The organism is Archangium sp., from assembly GCF_036388035.1.
Lineage (GTDB): Bacteria > Myxococcota > Myxococcia > Myxococcales > Myxococcaceae > Archangium.
Window position 1 is genome coordinate 1 of sequence record NZ_DASVSO010000327.1, and the last position, 20,902, is coordinate 20,902.

The window sequence follows — 20,902 nt, forward strand, 5'->3', positions numbered from 1 at the left end:
AGGCAGACGTCATGGCGCCCTGTCTCCAGCTCTGCGAGCGCCTGCTCGCCGTTGTCCACCCACTCGAGCACCATCCGCTTCGGGCCGATGGAGCGCAGCGCGTCCCGCGTCACCACGAAGTCATCCTCGTCGTCCTCGACGAGCAGGACCCGGACGGGCGGGTGGCTTCTCTCAGTGCTCATGCGCACCAACCGCGGCAGGCAACGCGACGAGCTGGAACCAATGCCTGTCGAGCACCTTCATGACTTCGACGAGTCCCTCGAAGGTCATGGGCTTGATGATGTAGCTGTTGGCCCCCAGGTCGTAGCTGTGCAGGATGTCCTCCTCGGTATTCGAGGTGGTCAGGACGACCACGGGGATCCGCCGGAAGGCGGAGTGGGACTTGAGCACTCGCAACGTCTCTCGGCCATCCAGGCGGGGCATGTTCAGGTCCAGCAAGATGAGGCTGGGGTCTGGCGCGTTCTTCGGGTCGGCGTACTGCCCGCGTCGGTGCAGGTAGTCGAGCAGTTCCTCACCATCCTCGACGAACCGGAGCTTGTTGGGGAGCCGGCTCTCCTCCAACGCCTTCCGTGCGAGCTCGCGGTCGTCCTCGTCGTCATCGGCCATCAGGATGGTGCCGGGCTTGAGGTGTTCCATGGGTGCCTACCTGGGGAGGGTCTGCTTGAGCGGCAGCGTGACGATGAAGGTGGACCCCTGCCCGGGGGTGCTCCGCGCACTGATGCTCCCCCCGTGCCGCTCGGCGATCTTGCGGCATACGGCGAGGCCGATTCCCGTCCCTTCGTACTGACTCCGCCCGTGCAGGCGCTGGAACACCTTGAAGATGCGGTCGAGGTACTTCTCCTCGAAGCCGATGCCGTTGTCCTCCACGCGCAGTTGAACCTGCCGGGTTTCCGCCTCGACCGTGCCATGGATGGAGATGGCGGGCGCAATGCCCTCCTGGCGGAACTTGAGGGCATTGCTCAGGAGATTCTGGAACAGTTGCCGCATCAGCGGTGGAGCGGCCTCGACCGCGGGCAGCTCACCGAACGACACAGTCGCTCCCGCCTGCTCAATGGTCGTTTCGAGGTCCCCCAGCACCCCACGCACGGTGTCCGTGAGGTTCACCTGAACGAAGGTCTGCGCTTTCGAGGAGACGCGGGAGTAGGAGAGCAGGTCGTCGATCAACTTGCGCATGCGCGCCGCGGCCTTGTTCATCCGCTCCAGGTAGTCGCGCCCCTCGGTGCCGAGCGCCTCGCTGTACGTCGTCCCCAAGCGCTCACTGAAGGTCTGAATCTTGCGCAGCGGCTCCTGCAGGTCGTGCGAGGCCACGGACGCGAAGCTCTCCAGCTCCCGGTTGGACTGCTCCAGACGGAATTGCGTCCGCTTGAGGTCCGTGATGTCCATCATGCTCATCGTGACGCCGATGACCCGGTCACCGGCGCGGATGGGCGCCACCTTCGTTCCGAACCACTCGGGCCCGGAGGGAAGCACGGAGCGAACCTCGTAGCTGCTCGGCTCGCCGGTCCTGAGCACCCGCCGAACGTGGCTCTGGATGATCTCGACCTGCTCCGGTGCGGCGAAGTCATAGAGGCTCCTCCCCACTATCTCCGAGGGAGTCAGGCCCGGCACGCTGTAGTTCAAGAAGCGGATCCGCTCCTCGGCGTCGACCGTCATCATCATGATGGGCGACTGGGCGACCAACATCTCGATGCCGAACAGCTCGTGGGCCAGGGTGCGGCGCGCATCGAGGGTGGCGGCGAGGTTGTTGAGTGCCACGGCCATGGGGGCGAGCGGCCCCTCACTGACGCGGCACCGGGCATGAGGCTCGTTCGCCGCCAACCTCGCGATCAACTCGAGCAGTTCATCGGGGGTTGAGGCCTCGAGCGAGGCCGTCCCCGGGGCTTCATCCAGCGTGCGGGCGTCCACTGCGGCACTTCGGCGCGTTTCCAAGCGACTTCCCCCCTGTAGAGGCGCACCGTCTTACTTTATAAGAATGCAGCAGTGGTGAAATTTTGTGATGAAAGTGTTGGGTGTTGGACGAAAGCGTGAGGGCCGACTGACACCTTCGGCCGGGCGTGTGCTGGCCCGGCTTACTGGGTCCTGCGCTCCACGCCCACCTGCTCCAGCGGGCGCTTCGTGGACGGCCGTGAGGAGCGGACGGGCGCCGCCGGCAGCAGGACGCGGAAGGTGGCGCCCTGGCCCGGCTGGCTCTCGACGGACAGCTCGCCCCCGAGCCCGGAGACGATGCCGTGGCAGATGGACAGGCCCAGCCCCGTGCCTTCCCCCACCGGCTTGGTGGTGAAGAAGGGCTCGAAGATGCGGCCCAGGTGCTCGGGGGCGATGCCGGGGCCGTTGTCCCGGATCTCCACCTTCACCCGGCCGTCGGGATGGAGGCCCGTGGCCACGCGGATGGTGGGCTCGGCGGTCTCTCCGTTCCCCCGCAGCGCCTGGGCGGCGTTGATGAGCAGGTTGAGGAAGACCTGTCCCAGGCCGTGCTCGTCGGCCACGGCGGGCGGCACCGGTTGCAGCTCCCTCTCGATCCGCAGCCCTGGCACCCGGGCAATGCCGGCCATGGCGAGGGCCTCCTCCATCACCTCCACCACGTCCACCGGATTGGCGGGGGTGTTGTTGACGCGGGCGAAGACCCGCACGTCCTGCACCAGCCGCCGGATGCGCTCGCAGCCCCGGAGCGCATCGTGGCAGGCCTCCTGGAGCTCGCCCGGGTCATCCACGCGCTGCCCGGTGGCCAGCCCGTTCAGCTCCCGGTGGACATGGTTGAGGTTGGAGATGATGAAGCTGAGCGGGTTGTTGACCTCATGCGCCATGCCGGCGGCGAGCCTCCCCAGGGACTCCAGCCGCTGGGCCTGGGCGAGCTGGCACTCCAGCACCCTGCGCTCCTCCGCCTCCTGCTCCAGCCGGGCGTTGGCCCGCTCCAGCTCCTGCATGCGACTGCGGTCCCGGCGCAGCAGCTCCCACTTCTCGGAGAGCGCGTGGGCCATCTGGCGCACCTCGATGCTGTCGAAGGGCTTGCGGAGGATGAGCAGCCGCTGGCTGATGCCCAGCCGTTGCGCCACCTGCTCCCAGGAGTAGTCCGCGTACGCCGAGCAGAGCACCACCTGGAGGTCCGGGTCCTCCCGCCAGAGGCGCTCGATGGTCTCCACGCCGTCCATTCCAGGCGGCATGCGCACGTCGACGAAGGCCACGGAATACGGCCGTCCCTCCTTCAACGCGGCGCGCACACACTCCAGGCCCTCCTCCCCCTGGAAGGCGGAGTCCACCTCGAAGAGGCGCCCCTGCGCACGAGACGGCGCCAGGTCGAAAAGGGCTATCTCCTTTTCGGTGAACGGTGAGCTGTCCCGGGGTCCGGCGAGGATCCGGTGGAAGTCCTGATGGATGGTGGGGGTGTCATCGATGATCAGCACGCGGGGCGCGGGAGCACGGGGGCGGGTACTCATGGGCCTCATCTCTTTCTACCGGGTGCGGACCACGACAGACCGCAGCTCGGCTTCATTCCCCGGGGGCAGGGATGATCCGAGAATCATCCAGTCCGGATGGAAAAGCATGGGGGCGCGCGCTTTTCACGCCGTTCGATTTCAAAGTGAACACAGCGCGTCCCGCTCCTACCGGGTGCGCAATCCCAGCGTGGGCGAGGACAGCCCCGCCGTCCGGCCCTGGCGCTCCTCGTGCTCGTCCAGGACGCCCCGCACCTTCTTGACGAGGTCGCGCACGTGGGGCTCTCCCAGCATGGTCACGTGATTGCCCGGCACGACGTGGACCTCGACGCCCCCGGCGGCCAGCGGAATCCAGGCCAGCTCGGGGTGAGGCGAGTTGATGGCATCCCGCTCCCGCGCGTGGAAGAAGACCAGCCGGCCCGGGTAGGGACGCGGCGTGTAGGCGAACATGGCCGAGGCGTTCTCCCGGAACACCCGGAGGAAGACCTCGCCGCGCGGCAGCAGGGCGTCCAGCGAGCCCTCCCGCGCCGCCGGTGTCAGGAAGAGCTCCCGGAACAGCTCGGGCGCCATCCTGTGGAAGTACTCCTGGATCTCCTCCTGGGAGCCCAGGCTCACGGGCATCTGTCCGGGGCCCGGGGAGTCCATGAGGAGGAGGGACTCCACCTGCTCGCGGCGCGTCAGCAGTTGCTGGGCCATCTCGTACGCCACCACGCCCCCGAAGGAGTGCCCCGCGAGCCGGTAGGGCCCGGAGGGCTGGCGGGTGCGCACGGCCTCCAGGTACAGGGTGGCCATGTCCTCGATGCTTCCGGCGAGGGTCTCGCCAGGCTCGAGTCCCCGCGCGCGCACGCCGTAGATGGGCAGGCCCGGGTCCAGCATGCGCGCCAGGGATTGATAGGTGAAGACGGTGCCCCCCACCGGATGGATCAGGAAGAGCGGGCGGCGTCGCGGGTCACCCCGGTTCAGCTCGACCAGCAGCGACGCGCCGCCGTTGAGAAGGGGTGCGCCCGCGCGGGCGGCCCCCTGCAGGAAGGACGCGAGCTGTTCGATCGTCCGGTGCTCGAGAATCCGCTGCTGGGGAAAGTCCACCTGCAACGTCTCCCGGAGCCGCGCGCCGAGCTGGACGGAGAGCAGCGAATCACCTCCCAGGTCGAAGAAATCCTCGTGGAGGCCCACGGCGCTGACGCCCAGCAGCTCACGCCAGATCGTCGCCACCGCCTCCTGGAGGGGCGCGTCCCCCGGGAGCGGAGCGCGAGCGGGTACCTGGGTGGGAAGGGGAGGCGGCGTCGCCTGATCCGTCCAGTAGCGCTGGCGCTCGAACGGGTACGTCGGCAGGGAGACGCGCCGGCGCCGCTCATCCGGAGCCAGGCCCCGCCAGTCGACCGCCGCTCCGTGGCTCCAGGCCTCTCCCACCTGCGACAGGAAGAACTCCGCGTCATCGGCCCGTGAGCCGGGCCGGGGCAGCGACGAGCGCAGGGCGTGGGACTCGCTGAAGCCCGGGCACTGGCGGACCAATCCCCCCAACGTCTGGCCCGGGCCCACCTCCAGCAGCAGCCGCTCCGGCCCCTGTGCGTCCAACAGGGACGCCACTCCGTCCGCGAAGCGCACCGGCTGACGCAGGTGCTGGACCCAGTAGTCGGGATCCGTCGCCTGCTCGGGGGTGATCCACGTCCCCGTGACGTTCGAGATGAAGGGGAGGGTGGGGGCCGAGAGCCGCACCCGCCGCACCTGCTCGGCGAAGGGGGCCAGCGCGGGCTCCATCATGGGCGAGTGGTAGGCATGCGAGGTTCGCAGGCGCCTGCTCCCATTCCCGTTCGCTTCCAGGCGCCGCTCCAGCCGGGAGATGGCCTCTACGGGACCGGCCACCACGCAGCGGGCGGGCGCGTTGTACGCCGCGATGTGGAGGTGCTCCTCGAGCAGGGGCCGCAGCGCGTCCGCCGAGAGCGCCACCGCGAGCATCGCGCCCTCGGGCAAGGCCTGCATCAGTCGCCCCCGGGCGAGGATCAGCCGCAGCGCGTCCTCCAATGAGAACACCCCGGCGAGACAGGCGGCCACGTACTCCCCGAGGCTGTGGCCCATCATCGCCTTCGGGACGAGCCCCAGGGACATCCAGAGCCGGGCCAGCGCGTATTCGAGGACGAAGAGGCAGGGCTGCGCGAGCTCCGTCTGGTGGATGCGCTCGCCGGAGGCCTCGCCCTCTGGCTGGAGGAGCAGCTCGCGCACGTCCAGCCCCAGGTGCGGCCGGAGCAGCTCGGCGCACCGGTCCACCTCGGCCCGGAACACCGCCTGGGCGGAGTAGAGCGCGCGTCCCATGCCCGCGTGCTGCGAGCCCTGGCCAGCGAACAGGAAGGCCACCTCCCGGCCTCGGGCCACACCTGGTGAGCGCTCGCCCCGCGCGAGCTCGCGCGCCAGCCGCTCCAGTTTCGCCACCGCACCCGGGACGTCCCGGCACACCAGGGACACGCGCTGCTCGAAGGGAGTCCGTCCCCGCTGGAGCGTGTGGGCCACGTCCGCCAACGGCAGCTCCGGACGCCTCGCCAGGGCTTCTCCCAGGCGCCGGGCGGCCTCGGCGAGCGCGGCGCCGCTGCGCGCCGAGAGGGGCAGCACGCGCCAGCGCTCCGAGGCCGTCTCGGCGGGCACGGCCGGCGGCTCCGCCACCACCACATGGGCGTTGGTGCCGCCGATGCCGAAGGAGCTCACTCCGGCGATCCGGGGCAGGCCCTCGGGCGGCGTCCAGTCCGAGAGCCGCGCGTTGATGGAGAAAGGCGTCCCGGCCAGCTCCAGCCCCGGGTTGGGCTGCTCGAAGTGGACGACTGGCGGGAGCTGACCGTGGCGCAGGCAGAGCACCGTCTTGATCAGCCCCGCGATCCCCGCGGCCGAGTCCAGGTGACCGATGTTGGGCTTGGTGGCTCCCAGTACGCAGTGCCCCTGGACGCCCCCGCCGCGCTGGAACGCCTTCGTCAACGCGGCGACCTCGACGGGATCTCCCAGCGGGGTGCCCGTTCCATGGGTCTCCACGAAGGACACCTCGTGAGGCTGGACTCCGGCCACCTCCTGCGCCCGGGCGATCACCTCGGCCTGCCCGGCCACGCCCGGCGCCGTGTAGCCGAGCTTGCCCGCGCCGTCGTTGTTGAGGGCCGAGCCGCGGATCACCGCATGGATGGTGTCGCCGTCGGCCAGGGCGCGCTCCAGGCGCTTGAGGACGACGACGCCCACGCCGTTGCCGCGCACGGTCCCCGCCGCCCGCGCGTCGAACGCCCGGCAGTGGCCATCCGGGGAGAGGATCATCCCGGGTTGGTAGAGGTAACCGCCCGCGAGTGGCACGGAGATCGACACGCCCCCCGCCAGCGCCAGATCGCACTCACCGGAGAGCACGCTGCGGCACGCGAGGTGGACCGCCACGAGCGAGCCCGAGCAGCCCGTCCGGACGGTCAGCCCCGGCCCGCGTAGGTCCAGCTTGTAGGAGACGCGGGTCGCCAGGAAGTCGCTCTCCAAGCCCAGCTTGAGCTGCCACGTGTCGGCGGGCTCGTCCGAGGACGGGTGGGGTTGGTAGGTGGTCGCGCTGGAGGTGGCGAAGACGCCGACGGAGGCGCCGTGCGTCTGGGGGGGATGGCCCGCGTCCTCCAGCGCCTCCCACGCGCACTCGAGGAAGCGCCGCTGTTGCGGATCCAGCAGGCCCGCCTCGCGGGGGCTGATGCCGAAGAACTCCGCGTCGAACAGCTCCGCGCCTTCCAGCACGCCCTTGGCCCGCACGTACTCGGGGCGGCCCGACAGCCCGGGAGGAATGCCGGCCGCCGTCAGCTCCTCGTCGCTCGGGCGCGAGATGGACTCCACGCCCGCGGCGAGGTTGCGCCAGAACTGCTCCAGGTCCCTGGCTCCCGGGAACTGCCCGGCCATTCCGATGATGGCCACCGCCTGTCCCCGCTCCTCGGAGGACGCGGACCTGGCACGCAGGGGCTCCGGTGCGGACGTGGCCGGGGTGAGGTACGCCGCGAGGGACTCGATCGAGGGATGCTCGAACAGCTCCAGCATCGACGGCGCCCGTCCGAAGGCCTGCTTCATCCGCGCCTGCACCTGCGTGAGCAGCAGCGAGTGCCCGCCGAGCTCGAAGAAGCTCTCCGTGGCTCCCACGCGCTCGAGCCGCAGGAGGTCCTGCCAGATGCGCGCGAGGGTGCGCTCGACCTCGTTCGCCGGAGGCCGGGAGCGGGTGCTCCGCTCGCGACGCAAGGGCAGGGCGAGCAGCTTCGCCCGGTCCACCTTCCCGTTGGAGGTGAGGGGCAGGTGCTCACACGGCACGAAGACGGAGGGCACCATGTGCTCGGGCAGGGAGCGCTTGAGGAAGGTCCGGAGTCCGGCCTCTTCCACCGCGTGGCCCTCGCGCGCCACCACGTAGGCCACCAGGAACGGGCTCCCGGGACTCTCCTCCCGGGCCAGCACCACGACCTCGCGCACGGCTGGGTGCGCTCCCAGCACGGACTCGATCTCCCCGAGCTCGATGCGGAAGCCGCGGATCTTCACCTGATGATCCATGCGCCCGAGGAACTCGAGCTGCCCGTCGGGCAGGTGGCGCGCCAGGTCTCCCGTCCTGTACAGGCGGGCCCCCGGCACGGTGCCGAAGGGATCCGGGACGAACCGCTCCGCCGTCAGCTCGGGGCGCCGCGGATAGCCGCGCGCCACGCCCGCGCCTCCGATGTACAGCTCGCCCGGCACCCCTCGGGGCACCGGCTGGAGCCGCGAGTCCAGCACGTACACCTGGACGTTGCCGATGGGCCGGCCGATCGTCACCGGAGTGCCCGCGGTGCATGGGGTGCAGGTGGCGTAGATGGTGGCCTCGGTGGGCCCATACCCATTGATGAAGCGGCGGCCCGCGCTCCAGCGCGCCACAATCGGATCCGGACAGGCCTCTCCGCCCACCATGATGGCCCTGAGGGCCGGATACTCTCCCGGAGGCAGCGCCGCCAGCGCGGAGGGAGACAGGATGACGGTGGTGATCTCCCGCTCTCGCAGGAGGCTCGCCAGCTCTGGCCCGGGGACCAGGGCTTCCCGCCGGGCCAGGCAGAGGGTGGCCCCCGAGACGAGCGGGGAGAAGATCTCCTGGACCGCCATGTCGAAGCTCACCGACGCGAGCTGCAGCAGGCGATCTCCTGGCCCGAGGGGGAGCACCCGCGGTTGCGCCGCGAGCAGGTTGAGGATCGACCGGTGCTCGACGATGACGCCCTTGGGCCGCCCCGTGGAGCCCGAGGTGTAGATGATGTACGCCGCGTTTCCGGCGCTCACGCCACTGGCGGGCGCGTGCGAGCGCGGACCCGGCAGCTCCTCGCCACCCGGGCCGATGAAGAGCCGCGCGGTGTCGCTGGCGGGCAGCCGATCGGCGAGCGAACGCTGGGTCACGATCACGGAGAGCCGTGCGTCCTCGACCATGAAGGCCAGGCGGTCGGCGGGGTACGCCGGGTCGAGCGGGACGTAGGCACCACCGGCCTTCAACACCCCGAGCAGTCCGATGATCAGCTCCGGCGAGCGCTCCAGACACAGGCCCACCCGCGCCTCCGGCCCGACCCCGAGCTGGCGCAAGCGGTGGGCGAGTGCGTTGGCGCGCTCCTCCAGCTCCCGGTAGGTGAGCGCCTGTTGCTCGAAGCGGACCGCGAGGGCGTCCGGTGTCTGCTCCGCCTGTCGGGCGAACAGCTCGTGAAGACACCCCTCCGGCGCCGCCATGCCAGTCGCGTTCCACTCCACCAGGAGTTGGTGCTCCTCCTGGGGCGGGAGCATTCGCAGCCCAGCGAGCGGCTGGTCGAGGTCCGAGGCGATGGACTCCAGCAGGGTGACGTAGCGCGCGGCGAGGCGCTCCACGGTCTCCGCCTCGAAGAGGTCGGCATTCACGCCCCAGAGCAGCTGCGTCCCGGAGTCGCGGGTGAAGTGGACGTGCACCGAGAGCTCACCCGGCACGCCGACGTTGGAGGCCGTCAACCGCTCGAACTCGAACGGAGGGGGCTCCCGTGACGCCTCGGGCCGAGGGCGTGGCATCAGCGTGAACGTCGCCTGCACGAGCGGCGCGCGGCCCGGGTTGCGCGGCAGCTCGAGCTCCTCGATGAGCTTCGGAAACGGGTAGTTGCCCTGGGCCAGGGACTCCCGCAGCGTTCGCGCGGCTTGCCTGTAGAACGTCCGGAAGGACGAACCCACGGGGGCCCTGGAGCGCACGGCGAGGGTGTTGACGAGGTAGCCCACCACCCCGGAATGCCAGTCCTGGCTTCGGCCGGAGAAGGGGACTCCCACCAGCAGGTCATCCTGCCCGCTGTGACGATGGAGCAGGACCTGGAAGGCCGCGAGCAGCAGGGCATAGAGGCTGGTGCCCTCCGCCTTCGCCCGCGCTCCGAGCGACTGGGCCAGGGTGTCGTCGAGCCGCAGGAGGTGCGTCCGTTGGCGGAAGGTCTGCCGGACCGGCCGCGGGTGATCAGTGGGCAGGTTCAGCACGGGCGCGCATCCGGCGAGCTGCTCGCGCCAGTAGTCGCGTGCCCGGACACCCTCGGCGCTGGCGAGCCACTCCGCCTGCCACTGGACGAACTCGCCATAATCCCGAGTCCCAGCGGGCACGGGGTCCACGTCACGGCCCTGGGCCAGCGCGCCGTAGATCCGCTGGAGGTCCTGGAGCAGGAGCATCAGCGAGCCACCGTCGAGCGACAGGTGGTGGGTGGCCAGCAGCAGCGCGTGCTCGCGCGGGCCCCGCCCGTACAGTGCGCAGCGGAGCACGGGTCCGTTCTGGAGATCGTAGGGACGGGCCGCGTCGGCATACAGGCGCGGCAAGAGGGCCTCCTCCTCGAGCCGTACCGCCTCGAGGTGCTGGAACTCGAAGTCCAGCTCGCCGTGAACCACCCGGCGCGGTCCGTGCTCCGTCTCGGCGAAGGTGGTGCGGAGCACCGGATGGCGCGCGATGAGGAGCGCCAGCGCGCGCCGCAGCAACCCCGGTTCCAATGAGCCCTGGAGCCGGAACCCGTAGGCGAGGTTGTACGCGCTGGAGTCGAACTTGGAGGCGAACCAGAGTGCCTGCTGGTTGTACGCGAGGGGGCCGCCCTCCAGCACAGTGAGGGGACGGCTGGAGGATTGCTCCCCGGTCGAATCAGGCATGGTCCCTCAACACTCCTGGCCGGCATGCTTCGTCGGTGCATGGCTCAGCGGACCACCAGCCAGCGCTCCGCTCGGCGAACTTACTGACCGGTGGCCTGCTCGCTCGCTCGGGAGTGGATATCAGGAAGGAGCTGCTCCATGGCTCCCCCGTCTTCCGCGTGGGCTTCACCACTCCGTCCCACGTCCGCTTCTACTCGCGTCCCCTGTTACCCAGGGCGCCGCAGCCGCCTCCCCGCGGCCTCCTCCGCGCGCTTGAACCCCCCCTTGGCTGACGATCAGCCATTACGCTATACAGGTAACTGTTGCATGGCGGCACCCTGACAGGGGGGGGCGATGAGGATGAAGGGAGGAGGCGCGAGGGGGCTCCAGGAGCCAGCGCTTGCCCCGATGCCTTTTCCACCTGTTCGTCAGCTGAGGTGAGAGCGGGGTCGGTGCCCCGCCCGGAACCTCGTGCCGTGTCTTGGGGTTCGACGTCTTCCAGGAGTTCTGTCTCGTTATGTCTCCGTTCTTGCTCATTCTCGCGCTCTCCCAAGGGAGCGTCGTGCCTGAATCCCCTGGGGAGTCGTCGGGGGCGCCCGCCGTCGAGGCCGCCCAGGCAGCTCCTCCTGTTGAGTCCTCCGGGGAGTCGGCGGCACCCGCCGTCGAGGCCCCTCCGGTTGCTCCTCCTGTTGAGTCCTCCGGAGAGTCAGCGGGGGCGCCCGCCGTCGAGGACCCTCCGGCCGTCTCCACCGATGTGAGCCCCTCCACGGACCCGGAGTCCCAGCCGACCGCGCCGTCCGCCGAGACTCCCACCGAGCCGCCGCCCTCCGTTGGCGCCGTGGCCGAGGAGGTCCCGGCCGCACCCGCTGCTCCCGCCAAGAGGCCGCACACGCGCTGGGGACTGCTGCTCGATGGCGGCGTTCCCGATGGGGTGGGGGCCTCGTTGCTCTACCGCCCCATGTCCTGGCTGCGCCTGAGCGGAGGATTGGCGACCAATACGATTGGAGTGGCGGCGCGTGCTGGAGTGGGCGTGGCCTTCTACTTCCCCATCACGCCCTCCCTGAACGTGGACGTCGGCCACTACTTCCCCGCGGACTACGGCTCGGCCCTCTCCAAGAGGTTCGGCATGAATACCTCCGACGAGCTCGTCAGCCTGGTGTTGAAGGACTTCGGCTACGACTTCGCTACGGCCAGCGTGGGCTTGGAGCTCGGCTCTCCGCGCTACTTCTCCTTCTTCTTGCGCGCGGGCCTCAGCTACGTGTCGGTCCGTGTGAATGAGTCGGAGGCCCTCCTGCAAGGCACGTTGGGCGATGAAGGCATCAGCGCCGATCCCATCAAGCTGAACTTCACCTTTCCCTCGGTGAAGCTGGGCTTCCTCATCTATTTCAAGTGATTCGCGGAACTGGAGACTCTCTCATGCGCAAGGCTCGATGCGCCCTGGTGCTGTCCGCGGCATGCCTCCTCGGGGGTTGTGCCGAGGATTTCTCTCTCAAGCAGCTCTTCTTCGTGGAGGTAGACGCACAGCGGATCTGCAAGACGTTGAAGGATGAGCCGGTTCCGGGGATGGACCTGGGGCAGCAGGAGCTGAACTGGGTCACGCCCTTCCCAGTCCCCGTGCCTGAACAAATCCCAAGCGGCGCGGGCAAGCTCACCCTCCGCTTCACCGAGGTGACGTTGGAGACCGACGACAACACCCGGCTCGATACCCTGGAATCGGCCTCGGTGACCGTGAGGACCAAGGACTCCACGGACCCCTCGGAGGCGAAGGTGCTCCTGGCCTACCAGCGTCAGCCCGGGTCGAGTGGCCAGCCCATTCGCCTGGCGGGCGACGAGGTGGACCTCACGGCCCTGGGGGACAGCCCGAAAGAGCTCTTCCTTCAGGCCAAGGGCTCGCTCCCCAGCGAAGACTGGAAGCTGAACCTGCACGCGTGCTGGGCGACGCGCATTCGGGTCAACTACCTCTACCTCATCTCTGGAATGCCCTTCTGAGGTGAGGGGGAGGGCAGCGCAGTCGTTGCGACAACGACTGCGCTGGTGCTCCTGCCGCGGACTAGACCAGCTTCGCCATGATCTCGCGCTCGCGCTGCTCGAGCTTGATCGAGGCGAGCGCCCAGTCGATGAGCTCGTCGGCGATCGACGCGTTGAAACCGAAGGCGCTGGCGGCCGCCTTCACCGACGCGCGCTCCTCGTTCGCGATCTCGCCGTCGGCGCACGCCACCTCGACGAGCATGCGCAGGAGGGCAGCGCGCAGCTCGCGGTTTTCGATCTTCCCGACGATGTCGGTGAGGCGGCTGGGCTTCTGGAATTCCTGCTCGATGAGCGCGGAGACCTGCTCGTCGCGGGGCGACAGGCCGATGCCGGCCACCATGTTGTCGAGCTGCTGGCGCTCGTCCTCGGTGATGCGGCCGTCGCTCGCGACCACGTTGGCCATGGCCTGGACGAACGCCATCAGTTGTTCCTGGGGATACTCGCGCGTCATGTCGTCTCCTTGGCTGCTCGGCGCGGCAGGATAGTCGGCGCCACCGAGTACCGGAAACGGTTTTCGCGCACCCCTCGTCCCTTGCACGAGCTGAAGCGCCGGTGTTGAAGAGCGCGTGCTCCCCGCTCTCATGCAATGGGGTGCTCCGGGCAGGACACCGGCTTGATTTCCGACGCACGCCTGGACCATCGTCGCGGCCTCTTTCCCGGTTCCGGAGGTCTCATGTTCGCGTCTTTCAGCCGAGTGCTCGGCGTCTCGATCGTGGCTCTTTTCCTGGCCGCCTGTTCGCAGAGCGCCCGTTCGACGCCGCCGACCGAAGCCGAGGTGAAGGCCTACGTCACGCGCAAGGCGCAGGCGCTGGCGACGGGCGTCGGCTCATCGCACTCGTCGACGACGGTCACCTTCGAGAGCGTGACCTTTGGCGAGTCGCGCGAGACCACGGAGCGGGACCGCCTCGTCAACGGCATCAGCGGGCCGATGGTCTTCCCGGTGCGGGTGAAGTACTCGGAGCTGCGCCGCTGGGGCAATGGGGACACCCAGACGGTGCAGACCCACTACGCCTACGAGTTCTACGTCGACGAGTTCGGCGAGTGGAACGCGTACGGCGTGGGTCCCGTGAACTGAGCCCACGAGCGGTACGTCTGAGCGCCGCGCGGGGATTCACCCTAGAATGGCGAGGCGATGAGCGACACGAGCGGCGAGCCGGCACGCAAGCTGACCCTCGAGGTGCGGGGCCTCCACAAGTCCTTTGGCGGCCATCAGGCCCTGCGGGGTGTGGACCTCGTGGTGCCCGAGGGCACCACCTGCGTGCTGGTGGGGATGTCCGGTTCGGGCAAGTCGGTGCTGATGAAGCACCTCATGGGCCTGCTCAAGCCGGACCGGGGCCTGGTGCTCGTGGAGGGCGAGGACGTGGCGCGGATGGACGAGTCCGCGCTCAACCAGATGCGCCGCAATCAGGGCATCCTCTTCCAGGCCAACGCCCTCTTCGACTCGCTCACCGTCTTCGACAACGTGGCGTTCCCCCTGCGGGAGCGCACCCGCATGTCCGAGGAGGAGATCCAGGAGACGGTGAACAAGACGTTGGCCATGGTGGGGCTGTCGCACGCGGCCCAGCGCTTCCCCGGTGAGCTGTCCGGCGGCATGCAGAAGCGCGTGGGCTTCGCGCGCGCCACCATCCTCCGGCCGAGGATCCTCCTCTACGACGACCCCACGGCCGGCCTGGATCCGCTCACCACGGCCGCCGTCAACGACATCATCCTCACCGCCAAGCAGCAGCTCGGGGCCACCTCGCTCGTGATCACGCCGGACGTGGCGTCCGCCTTCGGCATGGCCGACACCATCGCCCTCATGCACGAGGGCCTCATCGTCGAGTCAGGTCCGCCCGACGTGGTCCGCGAGTCCCAGCACCCGGCGGTGAAGGCCTTCCTCCGCAACTGGCTGGCGCGCCGTTCGAAGAACCGCTCCTCCTACGACGGTTCCACGTAGCTGCCCCCCAGGCGAATTCACGCTGCCGCACAATCCCGCTGAATCCGTGGCCGCCATGCGACCCGGACAGTGGTATGGGATCGCGTCGTCTCACTACGACCAGGAGTCCATCATGGCTGCGAAGAAGGCTGCAGGCGCTGCGAAGAAGAGCACTACCTCCAACACCGGTCGGGCCCCCACCAAGTCCCAGATCCTCCTCAACATCGCCGAGGAGACGGGCCTCTCCCGCAAGCAGGTCGGCGCGGTCTTCACCGCCCTCAGCGGGCAGATCGAGAAGAACCTCGGCGCTCGCGGCTCGGGCAAGTTCGTGGTCCCCGGCCTGATGAAGCTGAAGGTCGTGAAGAAGCCGGCCACCAAGGCGCGCAAGGGCATCAACCCCTTCACGGGCCAGGAGACCGTCTTCAAGGCCAAGCCGGCCCGCAAGGTCGTGAAGATCCAGCCCCTCAAGGCGCTCAAGGATCTGATCTGATCCGCTGGGGCGGTCCCGAGCGCCAGCTCGCGCTCGCGCGGGCCGCCCCTTTCCGGCGCTACCCAGCCGGGGGCGTCGGTGTAGCGAATGCCCGGAACGAGCCCTCGAGGTTCGAGAGCTCGAACCGGAGCAGGCTTAGACCTGGAAGGTCCGGCGCCGGCTCATGAACAGCGCCAGCAGCAGCAGGGCCACCGGCACCGAGGCATCGGCCGCGCTCGAGCAGCCGCAGCCACTGGGAGGCGGAGGCGGCGTTTCGCCCGTGCCACCGTCGTTGCCACCGGTTCCAGAGTCCGGGCTGTCCGGAGCCAGCACCTTCACCGAGGTGGAGGCGCTCACCCCGTCGAACGTGGCGGTCACCGCGTCGGGGAACTCGCCCGCCCGGGTGCCGGCGGTGAACAGGCCCTCCCCGGTGATGGCGCCGGCCGAGGCGTTGCTGGTCCACCGCGCCTGGGCCGAGCGCTCGTTGCCGTGGGCATCCAGCGCGCGCGCGGAGAAGCGCACCGTGCCTCCCACGAGCACCGTGGGCGCCAGCGGCGTGAGCTCCACGCGCGCCGTGGGGCCTGCCACCACCGTGACGTTCGCCACCACGGTGACGCCGCCGCTGCTCACGCGCACCGCCTCCGCGTAGCTCCCGGCCACCGTGCCCGCGGTGAAGCGGCCCGTGCCATCCATCGTGCCCACCTCCGGCGCCGCGACGCTCCAGGTGAGCGGAGTGGCACTGGGGTTGCCGAACACGTCGAAGGCCCGCGCGGTGAAGCGCCGCTCCTGCCCGGGCTCGAGCACGACGCTCGTGGGCGTCAGCTCGATGCGGGTGGTGGAGCCGGCGAGGACGATCACGGTGGCGTTCCCCGAGACGTCCGAGGACTCCGCCCGCACCGTGCCCGTGTACGTGCCCGCGGCGGTGCCCGCGGTGAACTCACCCGAGGGCAGGATGGAGCCGCCGCCGGCCACCACGCTCCAGGTGGGCGACACCGGCACCGTGTTGCCGAAGCGGTCCGCGCCTCGGGCGGTGAAGGTCTTCTTGCCGGCCGGGAGCAGCTCGGTCCGCTCGGGGCTGATGGCCATCGAGGCCAGCGCGCCCGGTAGCACGGTGAGGCTGGCGCTGGCCGACAGCGTGCCCGTGCTCACCCGCAGGGTGTCGGTGTAGCTGCCGGCCCGGGTGCCCGCGGTGAGCAGGCCCGTGCCGTCCACCGAGCCTCCTCCGGACACCACCTCCCAGCTCACCGACGGCGTCAGCGCGTTGCCGCACACATCGGCCCCCCGCACCGAGAACTGCTTCGTCTCGGTGACGGCGAGCATGGCGGACGTCGGCTCGACGGAGAGCGAGGCCGGCGCTCCCGGCTTCACCGTCACGCTCGCGCTGGCCAAGAGGCCGCCGAGCCTGGCCACCACCGCTCCGGGCAGGCTGCCCACGGTGCACGGCGCCGTGTACTGGCCCCCCTCGGTGATGGAGCCCGCGCCACTCGTCGTGCTCCACGTCACCGAGGGCGGGGGCAGCGTGTTGCCGCACGTGTCCGTGGCCGAGGCGCTGAAGGAGGTGGAGCCCTTCGCCTCCACGAGGACGCTGGCGGGCGAGACCGTCAGGCGCCCGGCGGGGCCGGCGACGATGGTGACGTCCACGCTGCTGGAGATGCCCTCGGCGGTGGCCGTCACGCCCGCCGAGAAGGTGCCCGGCGTGCACGCGACCGTCAGCCGACCGCTGGAGTCGATGGAGCCCGCGCCCGTCCGGGCGCTCCAGGTGAGGCCCGCGTCGAGCACCTCCGCGCCGCTGGAGTCGAAGGCCCGCGCGGTGAAGGTGGCGGTGCCACCCGCGTCCAGGGCGCCCGTGCCCGTCCGCGACACCTCCACCCTCGCCACCCGGCGGGAGATGTCCACGCTGGTGGCGGCCTTCACTCCCTCCACCTCGACCGCGACGGCGTCCGTGAAGAAGCCGGCGGTGTTGCCCGCGGTGAACAGGCCGGTGGCGGTGAGGGTGCCGGCCGAGGGCTGGACCGACCAGGTGCGCGGGCTGGAGGCCAGCTCGTTGCCGAAGGCATCCGTGGCCCTGGCGGTGAATTGCAGCGTGCCGCGGGTCAGCAGCGAAGGGCTGCTCGGAGAGAGCGAGACCTTCACCACCGGGCCCGGCCTCACCACCACGGTGGCGGTGGCACTCAGGCCGTCGGCGCGCACCCGGACCGTGTCCGTGTACGTGCCGGCCAGGTTGCCCGCGGTGAAGGTGCCGATGGTGCTGATGCCGCCGCCACCGCCCACCACCTCCCAGAAGGGCGTGATCGCCACCTCATTGCCGTACTCATCCAGGCCCTTGGCGGTGAAGGCCACCGACTCGCCCACCCGCGGCGAGGCCGACGAGGGGCTGAGCTGGAGCCGCGACAGCGCCCCGGGCCGGACGAGGACGGAGGCATAGGCCGTCTTTCCGCCCGCTTCCGCCCGGATGGCATCCGTGTAGTTGCCTGCCACGGTGGTGGCGGTGAAGTCGCCCGGGGTGGTGTTGAACTTCCCGGCGGTGTCGGTGAGCAGGCTCCAGGTGACGGTGTCCGTCGTCCGGAGGTTGTCGTAGGCATCCAGCACGCGCGCGGTGAAGCGCACCGAGCCACCCGGCGAGAGCATGGCCGGCGAGGGGCTCAGCTCGATGCGGGCGACGGGCCCGGGCTTGATCACGACGGTGGCGGTGGCCGAGGCACTGCCCGCGACAGCGCGGACCGTCCCCGTGTAGGTGCCGGTCACGGTGCCCGCGGTGAAGGTCCCCGCGGAGTCGATGGTGCCGCCCCCGGCGATGACGCTCCAGGTGGGGGTGGCGGGGACCTCGTTGTTGTACGCATCCCGCGCGACGGCCTTGAAGGTCACCCGGCCCTTGGGCTCCACGGTGGGGGTGCTCGGGACGAGCTCCAGCGAGACGATCTCACCGCCCAGCACCGTGACGCTCGTGTGGCCCAGCTTGCCGCCGCTGGAGGCCTGGAGGGTGTCGGCGTAGAAGCCCGCGCGGGTGCCCGAGGTGAAGACGCCCTCGGAGGTGATGGAGCCTCCGCCGTTGACGACGCTCCAGGCAATGTCCGGGGACGTCAGGACGTTGCCGCAGCGATCGGTGGCCATGACGGAGAAGGCCTGCTGGGCCCCCAGGGCGAGGCTGGGCGACGAGGGCGAGACATGGAGCCGCGTGAACGGGCCCGTGGAGACGAACACGTTCGCGGTGTTGGAGAGGGCGCCCAGGCGGGCGGTGACCGCGCCGGGGTAGCTGCCCGGGGTGCAGGTGGCCGTGTACTGGCCGGTGGCGCTGATGGTGCCGGCGCCGGTGGCGGTGCTCCAGGTGACGGTGTCCGTCGTGCGGGCATTGCCGCACGAGTCCAGCACGCTGGCCGTGAAGAGGCGCGAGGCGCCGGCCTCGATGCCGGTGGCCGGGGGCGAGATGACGACCTTCGTCGCCGGGCCGGGCACGAGGGTGACATCCGCGGTGGCGCTCACGCCATTGGGGCTGGTGGCGGTGACGGCGGCGGTGACGGTGCCGGTGGTGCAGGAGGCGGTGAGCACGCCGGTGGTGTCGATGGTGCCGGCGGCCTCCTTGGCGCTCCAGGTGAAGTTCACCCCGCTGATCGGATTGCCCAGGCCGCTGTAGGCGCGCGCGGTGAAAGCGGTGGTCTGGGTGGCGCCCACGGTGGTGCTGGCGGGCTCGATGACCACACTGGCCACGGTGTCATCCCGGTAGGGCAGGGCGCCGAGGTCCGTGCCGCCCGTACCCCTGCCTCGGCAGGGCGAGCTGGCCTGGAGGTGGAAGTCCGTGGGGGAGGCGAAGAGGGGATCGGAGGAGATGCTCCCAAAGCTCGAGGACACGCCGGAGTAGTTGCCCGAGCCGTTGCTCCACACGTTGTTGGAGGCGAGCGACGCCGAGCCCGGGGTGTAGCTGGGGCGGTAGACCCCAAAGCCGTTGTTGCTGGAGACGATGCTGTCGTACAGGGAGAGGGAGTAGCCGTTGCTGGCCATGACCACCCCGTCGCCCGTGTTGAAGGAGATGGTGTCGTGCAGGAGGGTGGCGGTGCCGGCGCCGACCTGGACGCCCGTGAAGTTGGCGTAGGCCACGGTGTGATCCATGTCGAGCGTGCCGCCGGAGACGCCGACACCGTAGTAATTGCTGGTGAGGATGCTGGAGGACACCGTGACCGAGGTGCTGGCGCCGGTCACCTCCACGCCGTAGCGCGGATGAGGGCGCTGGTCAGGACGGTGGTGGTGCCCGACTCCACGCGGATGCCACGCCACTTGTCATAGCCAACGGCGGAGCCCTTGAAGGTGACGGGACTGGAGTCGGTGCCCAGCACCTAGAGAGCGCCTTGGACGATGAGCTCCACCTTGTCGGGGTCGGCCCCGGAGGCCTGGGCATCCGTCGAGGCGGCGATGACCTGCACCCCGGGCTCGAGCGTCAACGTCACCCAGGGGGGCACGGTCACGTCGCCCGTCAGGGTGTAGGGGCTGCCCGCCAGCGTCCACGTCGTATTCGTGGCGAGCTGTCCCTGCACGCTGGCCGCCGAGGCGGCTCCCGCCACCAACAGCACCACCATGAAGACGCCTCGACGCATTGCCACTCCCCCAGCTGTTGGAAAGCGGGAATGCTCTAAATCAGACACACTGAGACTGGCAAGTGACGCTCCCAGTGTGTGCGGGTCGCCCTCAGGTAGCGCACCTCCGCCTCGATGTTGGCGGGGGTCAGGCTCCTGGCCACCGCCGCCCGGGCGCGCGGAGCGAAGGGGGCCTCGGGGAACGTCCGCGCCAGCCGCACGAGGAGCCAGTGGCCGTGGACGGCCGAGTGCCAGTCGTAGCAGCCGAAGAAGGCCGGGGTGAGCTCGCCATGACCACCGGGAGGGCCCTGAGCCGAAGGCCCTGCCGTCGGAGGAGGGCGTCCTCACACGACGATGGGAGACCCGGGAAAGGCTCCATCTGTTTCGGACCTGAACTTTCCGGGAGGCCCGTTCGTGCCGAAAGCGCGCCCCTCACCGATATTTGGGTATGGCAGGACGCGGTCGCCGGGAGGGGCGTAGCACATGAGGAGAGGCGTCACCGGATCGGACCCGGACGTGCCCGAGGCCGAACGGGAGTTGGAACGGCGGTTGGCCCTGGCCACGCCGGAAGACAGCGTGCGGGGGATGTTCTTCCGCAGCGTGGTGGAGGTGATGCGGGCGTTGGGGGACGAGGCGGCGGTGGAGCGCTGTCTGCGCGAGTGCGGCGAGCGGCGGTTCGTGGACTTCACCTGCTACCCGACGGACTCCTTCCTGCGGCTGTTGTGGACGGCGGCATGGTTGCTGAAGGACGGATACGGAGACTTCGAGGGAGCCCTGCGGGCGCTGGGGCGCCGGGGGGCGATGGACTTCTTCGCCTCGGCGACGGGTCGGCCGTTGCAGGCACTGCTGGGGGGCGACCCGAAGCGGCTGCTGGACAGCCTGCCCATGGCGTACGCGGTGGCCTCCTCGACGGGCAGCGGGCGCTGCCAGGTGACGTCGGCGGAGCACACGGCCCTCATGAGCCTGGATCGCGACTTCCTCCCGCGCCCCTATGTGGAGGGCGCCCTGGCGTCGGCCCTCGAGGTGGTGGGCGCGCGCGAGCCCCGGGTGAGGGGCCGGCACACGGGCCCGCTGGCCAGTGAATACGTGCTGACCTGGGGGTGAGCGGTAGGATGGGGGCATGCAGCTCGCCATCCCCCAGGCCCCCCGGCGTGTCCCCCTCTCGCAGGTCCCCGGTTCCCTGCTCCGGCTCGTCCGGGTGCTGGGGGTGGGGCTCGGGTTGATGGCGGCGCTCGGCGCGGGAGCGTGGGCGTTGGGCCGGCTGGTGGTGGAGGAGCAGGGCTTCCTCGCGCGGGCCGAGGCGGTGGAGGGCCAGGTGGCGGCCCTGAAGCTCCCGCCCCGGGACGCGCGCGCGGGCGCCGAGGCGACGCTGGAGGTGCTCTACATGGTGGGCAAGGCG

At 70.1% G+C, this 20,902-nt stretch carries 15 protein-coding genes and 2 pseudogenes; 7 read left to right on the plus strand and 10 right to left on the minus strand.

Going from position 1 to position 20,902, the window contains the following annotated elements:
- The 5 genes from VF697_RS13395 to VF697_RS13415 all read right to left on the minus strand — a co-directional run.
- The coding region (locus VF697_RS13395) for a hypothetical protein (RefSeq protein WP_331094923.1) at positions 1 to 182 on the minus strand (182 nt) is incomplete at its 3' end.
- Positions 172 to 636, minus strand: a complete 465-nt coding sequence (locus tag VF697_RS13400; protein WP_331094925.1) for a response regulator — start codon at positions 634 to 636, stop codon at positions 172 to 174. The genes VF697_RS13395 and VF697_RS13400, both read right to left, overlap by 11 nt.
- A 6-nt stretch (positions 637 to 642) precedes the next feature.
- Positions 643 to 1,905: a sensor histidine kinase gene (locus tag VF697_RS13405; protein WP_331094927.1), complete on the minus strand. Its 1,263-nt coding sequence runs from the start codon at positions 1,903 to 1,905 to the stop codon at positions 643 to 645.
- Between the two features lie 164 nt (positions 1,906 to 2,069).
- On the minus strand, positions 2,070 to 3,434 hold the full coding sequence (locus tag VF697_RS13410) for an ATP-binding protein (protein WP_331094929.1): 1,365 nt from the start codon (positions 3,432 to 3,434) through the stop codon (positions 2,070 to 2,072).
- A 165-nt stretch (positions 3,435 to 3,599) separates the two neighbouring features.
- Positions 3,600 to 10,547 (minus strand): non-ribosomal peptide synthetase/type I polyketide synthase, encoded by a 6,948-nt coding sequence (locus VF697_RS13415; protein ID WP_331094931.1) that lies wholly within the window; start codon positions 10,545 to 10,547, stop codon positions 3,600 to 3,602.
- Positions 10,548 to 11,088: 541 nt separating this feature from the next.
- Between VF697_RS13415 and VF697_RS13420 the strand changes: the two genes are divergently transcribed.
- Together VF697_RS13420 and VF697_RS13425 are read left to right on the plus strand one after the other, a co-directional pair.
- Positions 11,089 to 11,919: an autotransporter outer membrane beta-barrel domain-containing protein gene (locus VF697_RS13420; protein WP_331094933.1), complete on the plus strand. Its 831-nt coding sequence runs from the start codon at positions 11,089 to 11,091 to the stop codon at positions 11,917 to 11,919.
- A gap of 23 nt (positions 11,920 to 11,942) precedes the next feature.
- Complete coding sequence (locus VF697_RS13425) at positions 11,943 to 12,515, plus strand: hypothetical protein (protein ID WP_331094935.1); 573 nt, start codon at positions 11,943 to 11,945, stop codon at positions 12,513 to 12,515.
- Positions 12,516 to 12,576: 61 nt separating this feature from the next.
- Here VF697_RS13425 and VF697_RS13430 read toward each other — a convergent pair whose 3' ends face one another.
- Positions 12,577 to 13,194 (minus strand): tellurite resistance TerB family protein, encoded by a 618-nt coding sequence (locus VF697_RS13430; RefSeq protein WP_331094937.1) that lies wholly within the window; start codon positions 13,192 to 13,194, stop codon positions 12,577 to 12,579.
- A 33-nt stretch (positions 13,195 to 13,227) separates the two neighbouring features.
- Between VF697_RS13430 and VF697_RS13435 the strand changes: the two genes are divergently transcribed.
- From VF697_RS13435 to VF697_RS13445, 3 genes are all read left to right on the plus strand, one after another.
- Entirely contained in the window at positions 13,228 to 13,629 is a 402-nt protein-coding gene (locus VF697_RS13435; protein WP_331094939.1) for a hypothetical protein, read from the plus strand.
- A gap of 57 nt (positions 13,630 to 13,686) precedes the next feature.
- Positions 13,687 to 14,490, plus strand: a complete 804-nt coding sequence (locus tag VF697_RS13440) for an ABC transporter ATP-binding protein (protein WP_331094941.1) — start codon at positions 13,687 to 13,689, stop codon at positions 14,488 to 14,490.
- Positions 14,491 to 14,602: 112 nt separating this feature from the next.
- The gene (locus VF697_RS13445) at positions 14,603 to 14,959 is read left to right on the plus strand and encodes an HU family DNA-binding protein (RefSeq protein ID WP_331094943.1); all 357 of its coding nucleotides are present in this window, start codon (positions 14,603 to 14,605) and stop codon (positions 14,957 to 14,959) included.
- A gap of 135 nt (positions 14,960 to 15,094) precedes the next feature.
- Here VF697_RS13445 and VF697_RS13450 read toward each other — a convergent pair whose 3' ends face one another.
- The 4 genes and pseudogenes from VF697_RS13450 to VF697_RS13465 all read right to left on the minus strand — a co-directional run.
- Positions 15,095 to 19,138, minus strand: a complete 4,044-nt coding sequence (locus VF697_RS13450; RefSeq protein ID WP_331094945.1) for a hypothetical protein — start codon at positions 19,136 to 19,138, stop codon at positions 15,095 to 15,097.
- Positions 19,129 to 19,266, minus strand: a complete 138-nt coding sequence (locus VF697_RS13455; RefSeq protein ID WP_331094947.1) for a hypothetical protein — start codon at positions 19,264 to 19,266, stop codon at positions 19,129 to 19,131. Before VF697_RS13455 ends, VF697_RS13450 begins: the two co-directional genes overlap by 10 nt.
- Positions 19,267 to 19,524 (minus strand): hypothetical protein, encoded by a 258-nt coding sequence (locus VF697_RS13460; protein ID WP_331094949.1) that lies wholly within the window; start codon positions 19,522 to 19,524, stop codon positions 19,267 to 19,269.
- Between the two features lie 35 nt (positions 19,525 to 19,559).
- Positions 19,560 to 19,778, minus strand: a pseudogene (locus VF697_RS13465) (DUF2891 family protein); the annotation flags it as partial.
- Positions 19,779 to 19,986: 208 nt separating this feature from the next.
- Here VF697_RS13465 and VF697_RS13470 point away from each other — a divergent pair.
- Together VF697_RS13470 and VF697_RS13475 are read left to right on the plus strand one after the other, a co-directional pair.
- The gene (locus tag VF697_RS13470) at positions 19,987 to 20,607 is read left to right on the plus strand and encodes a TIGR02265 family protein (protein ID WP_331094951.1); all 621 of its coding nucleotides are present in this window, start codon (positions 19,987 to 19,989) and stop codon (positions 20,605 to 20,607) included.
- Positions 20,608 to 20,623: 16 nt separating this feature from the next.
- A pseudogene (locus tag VF697_RS13475) lies at positions 20,624 to 20,902 on the plus strand (DUF3592 domain-containing protein); the annotation flags it as partial.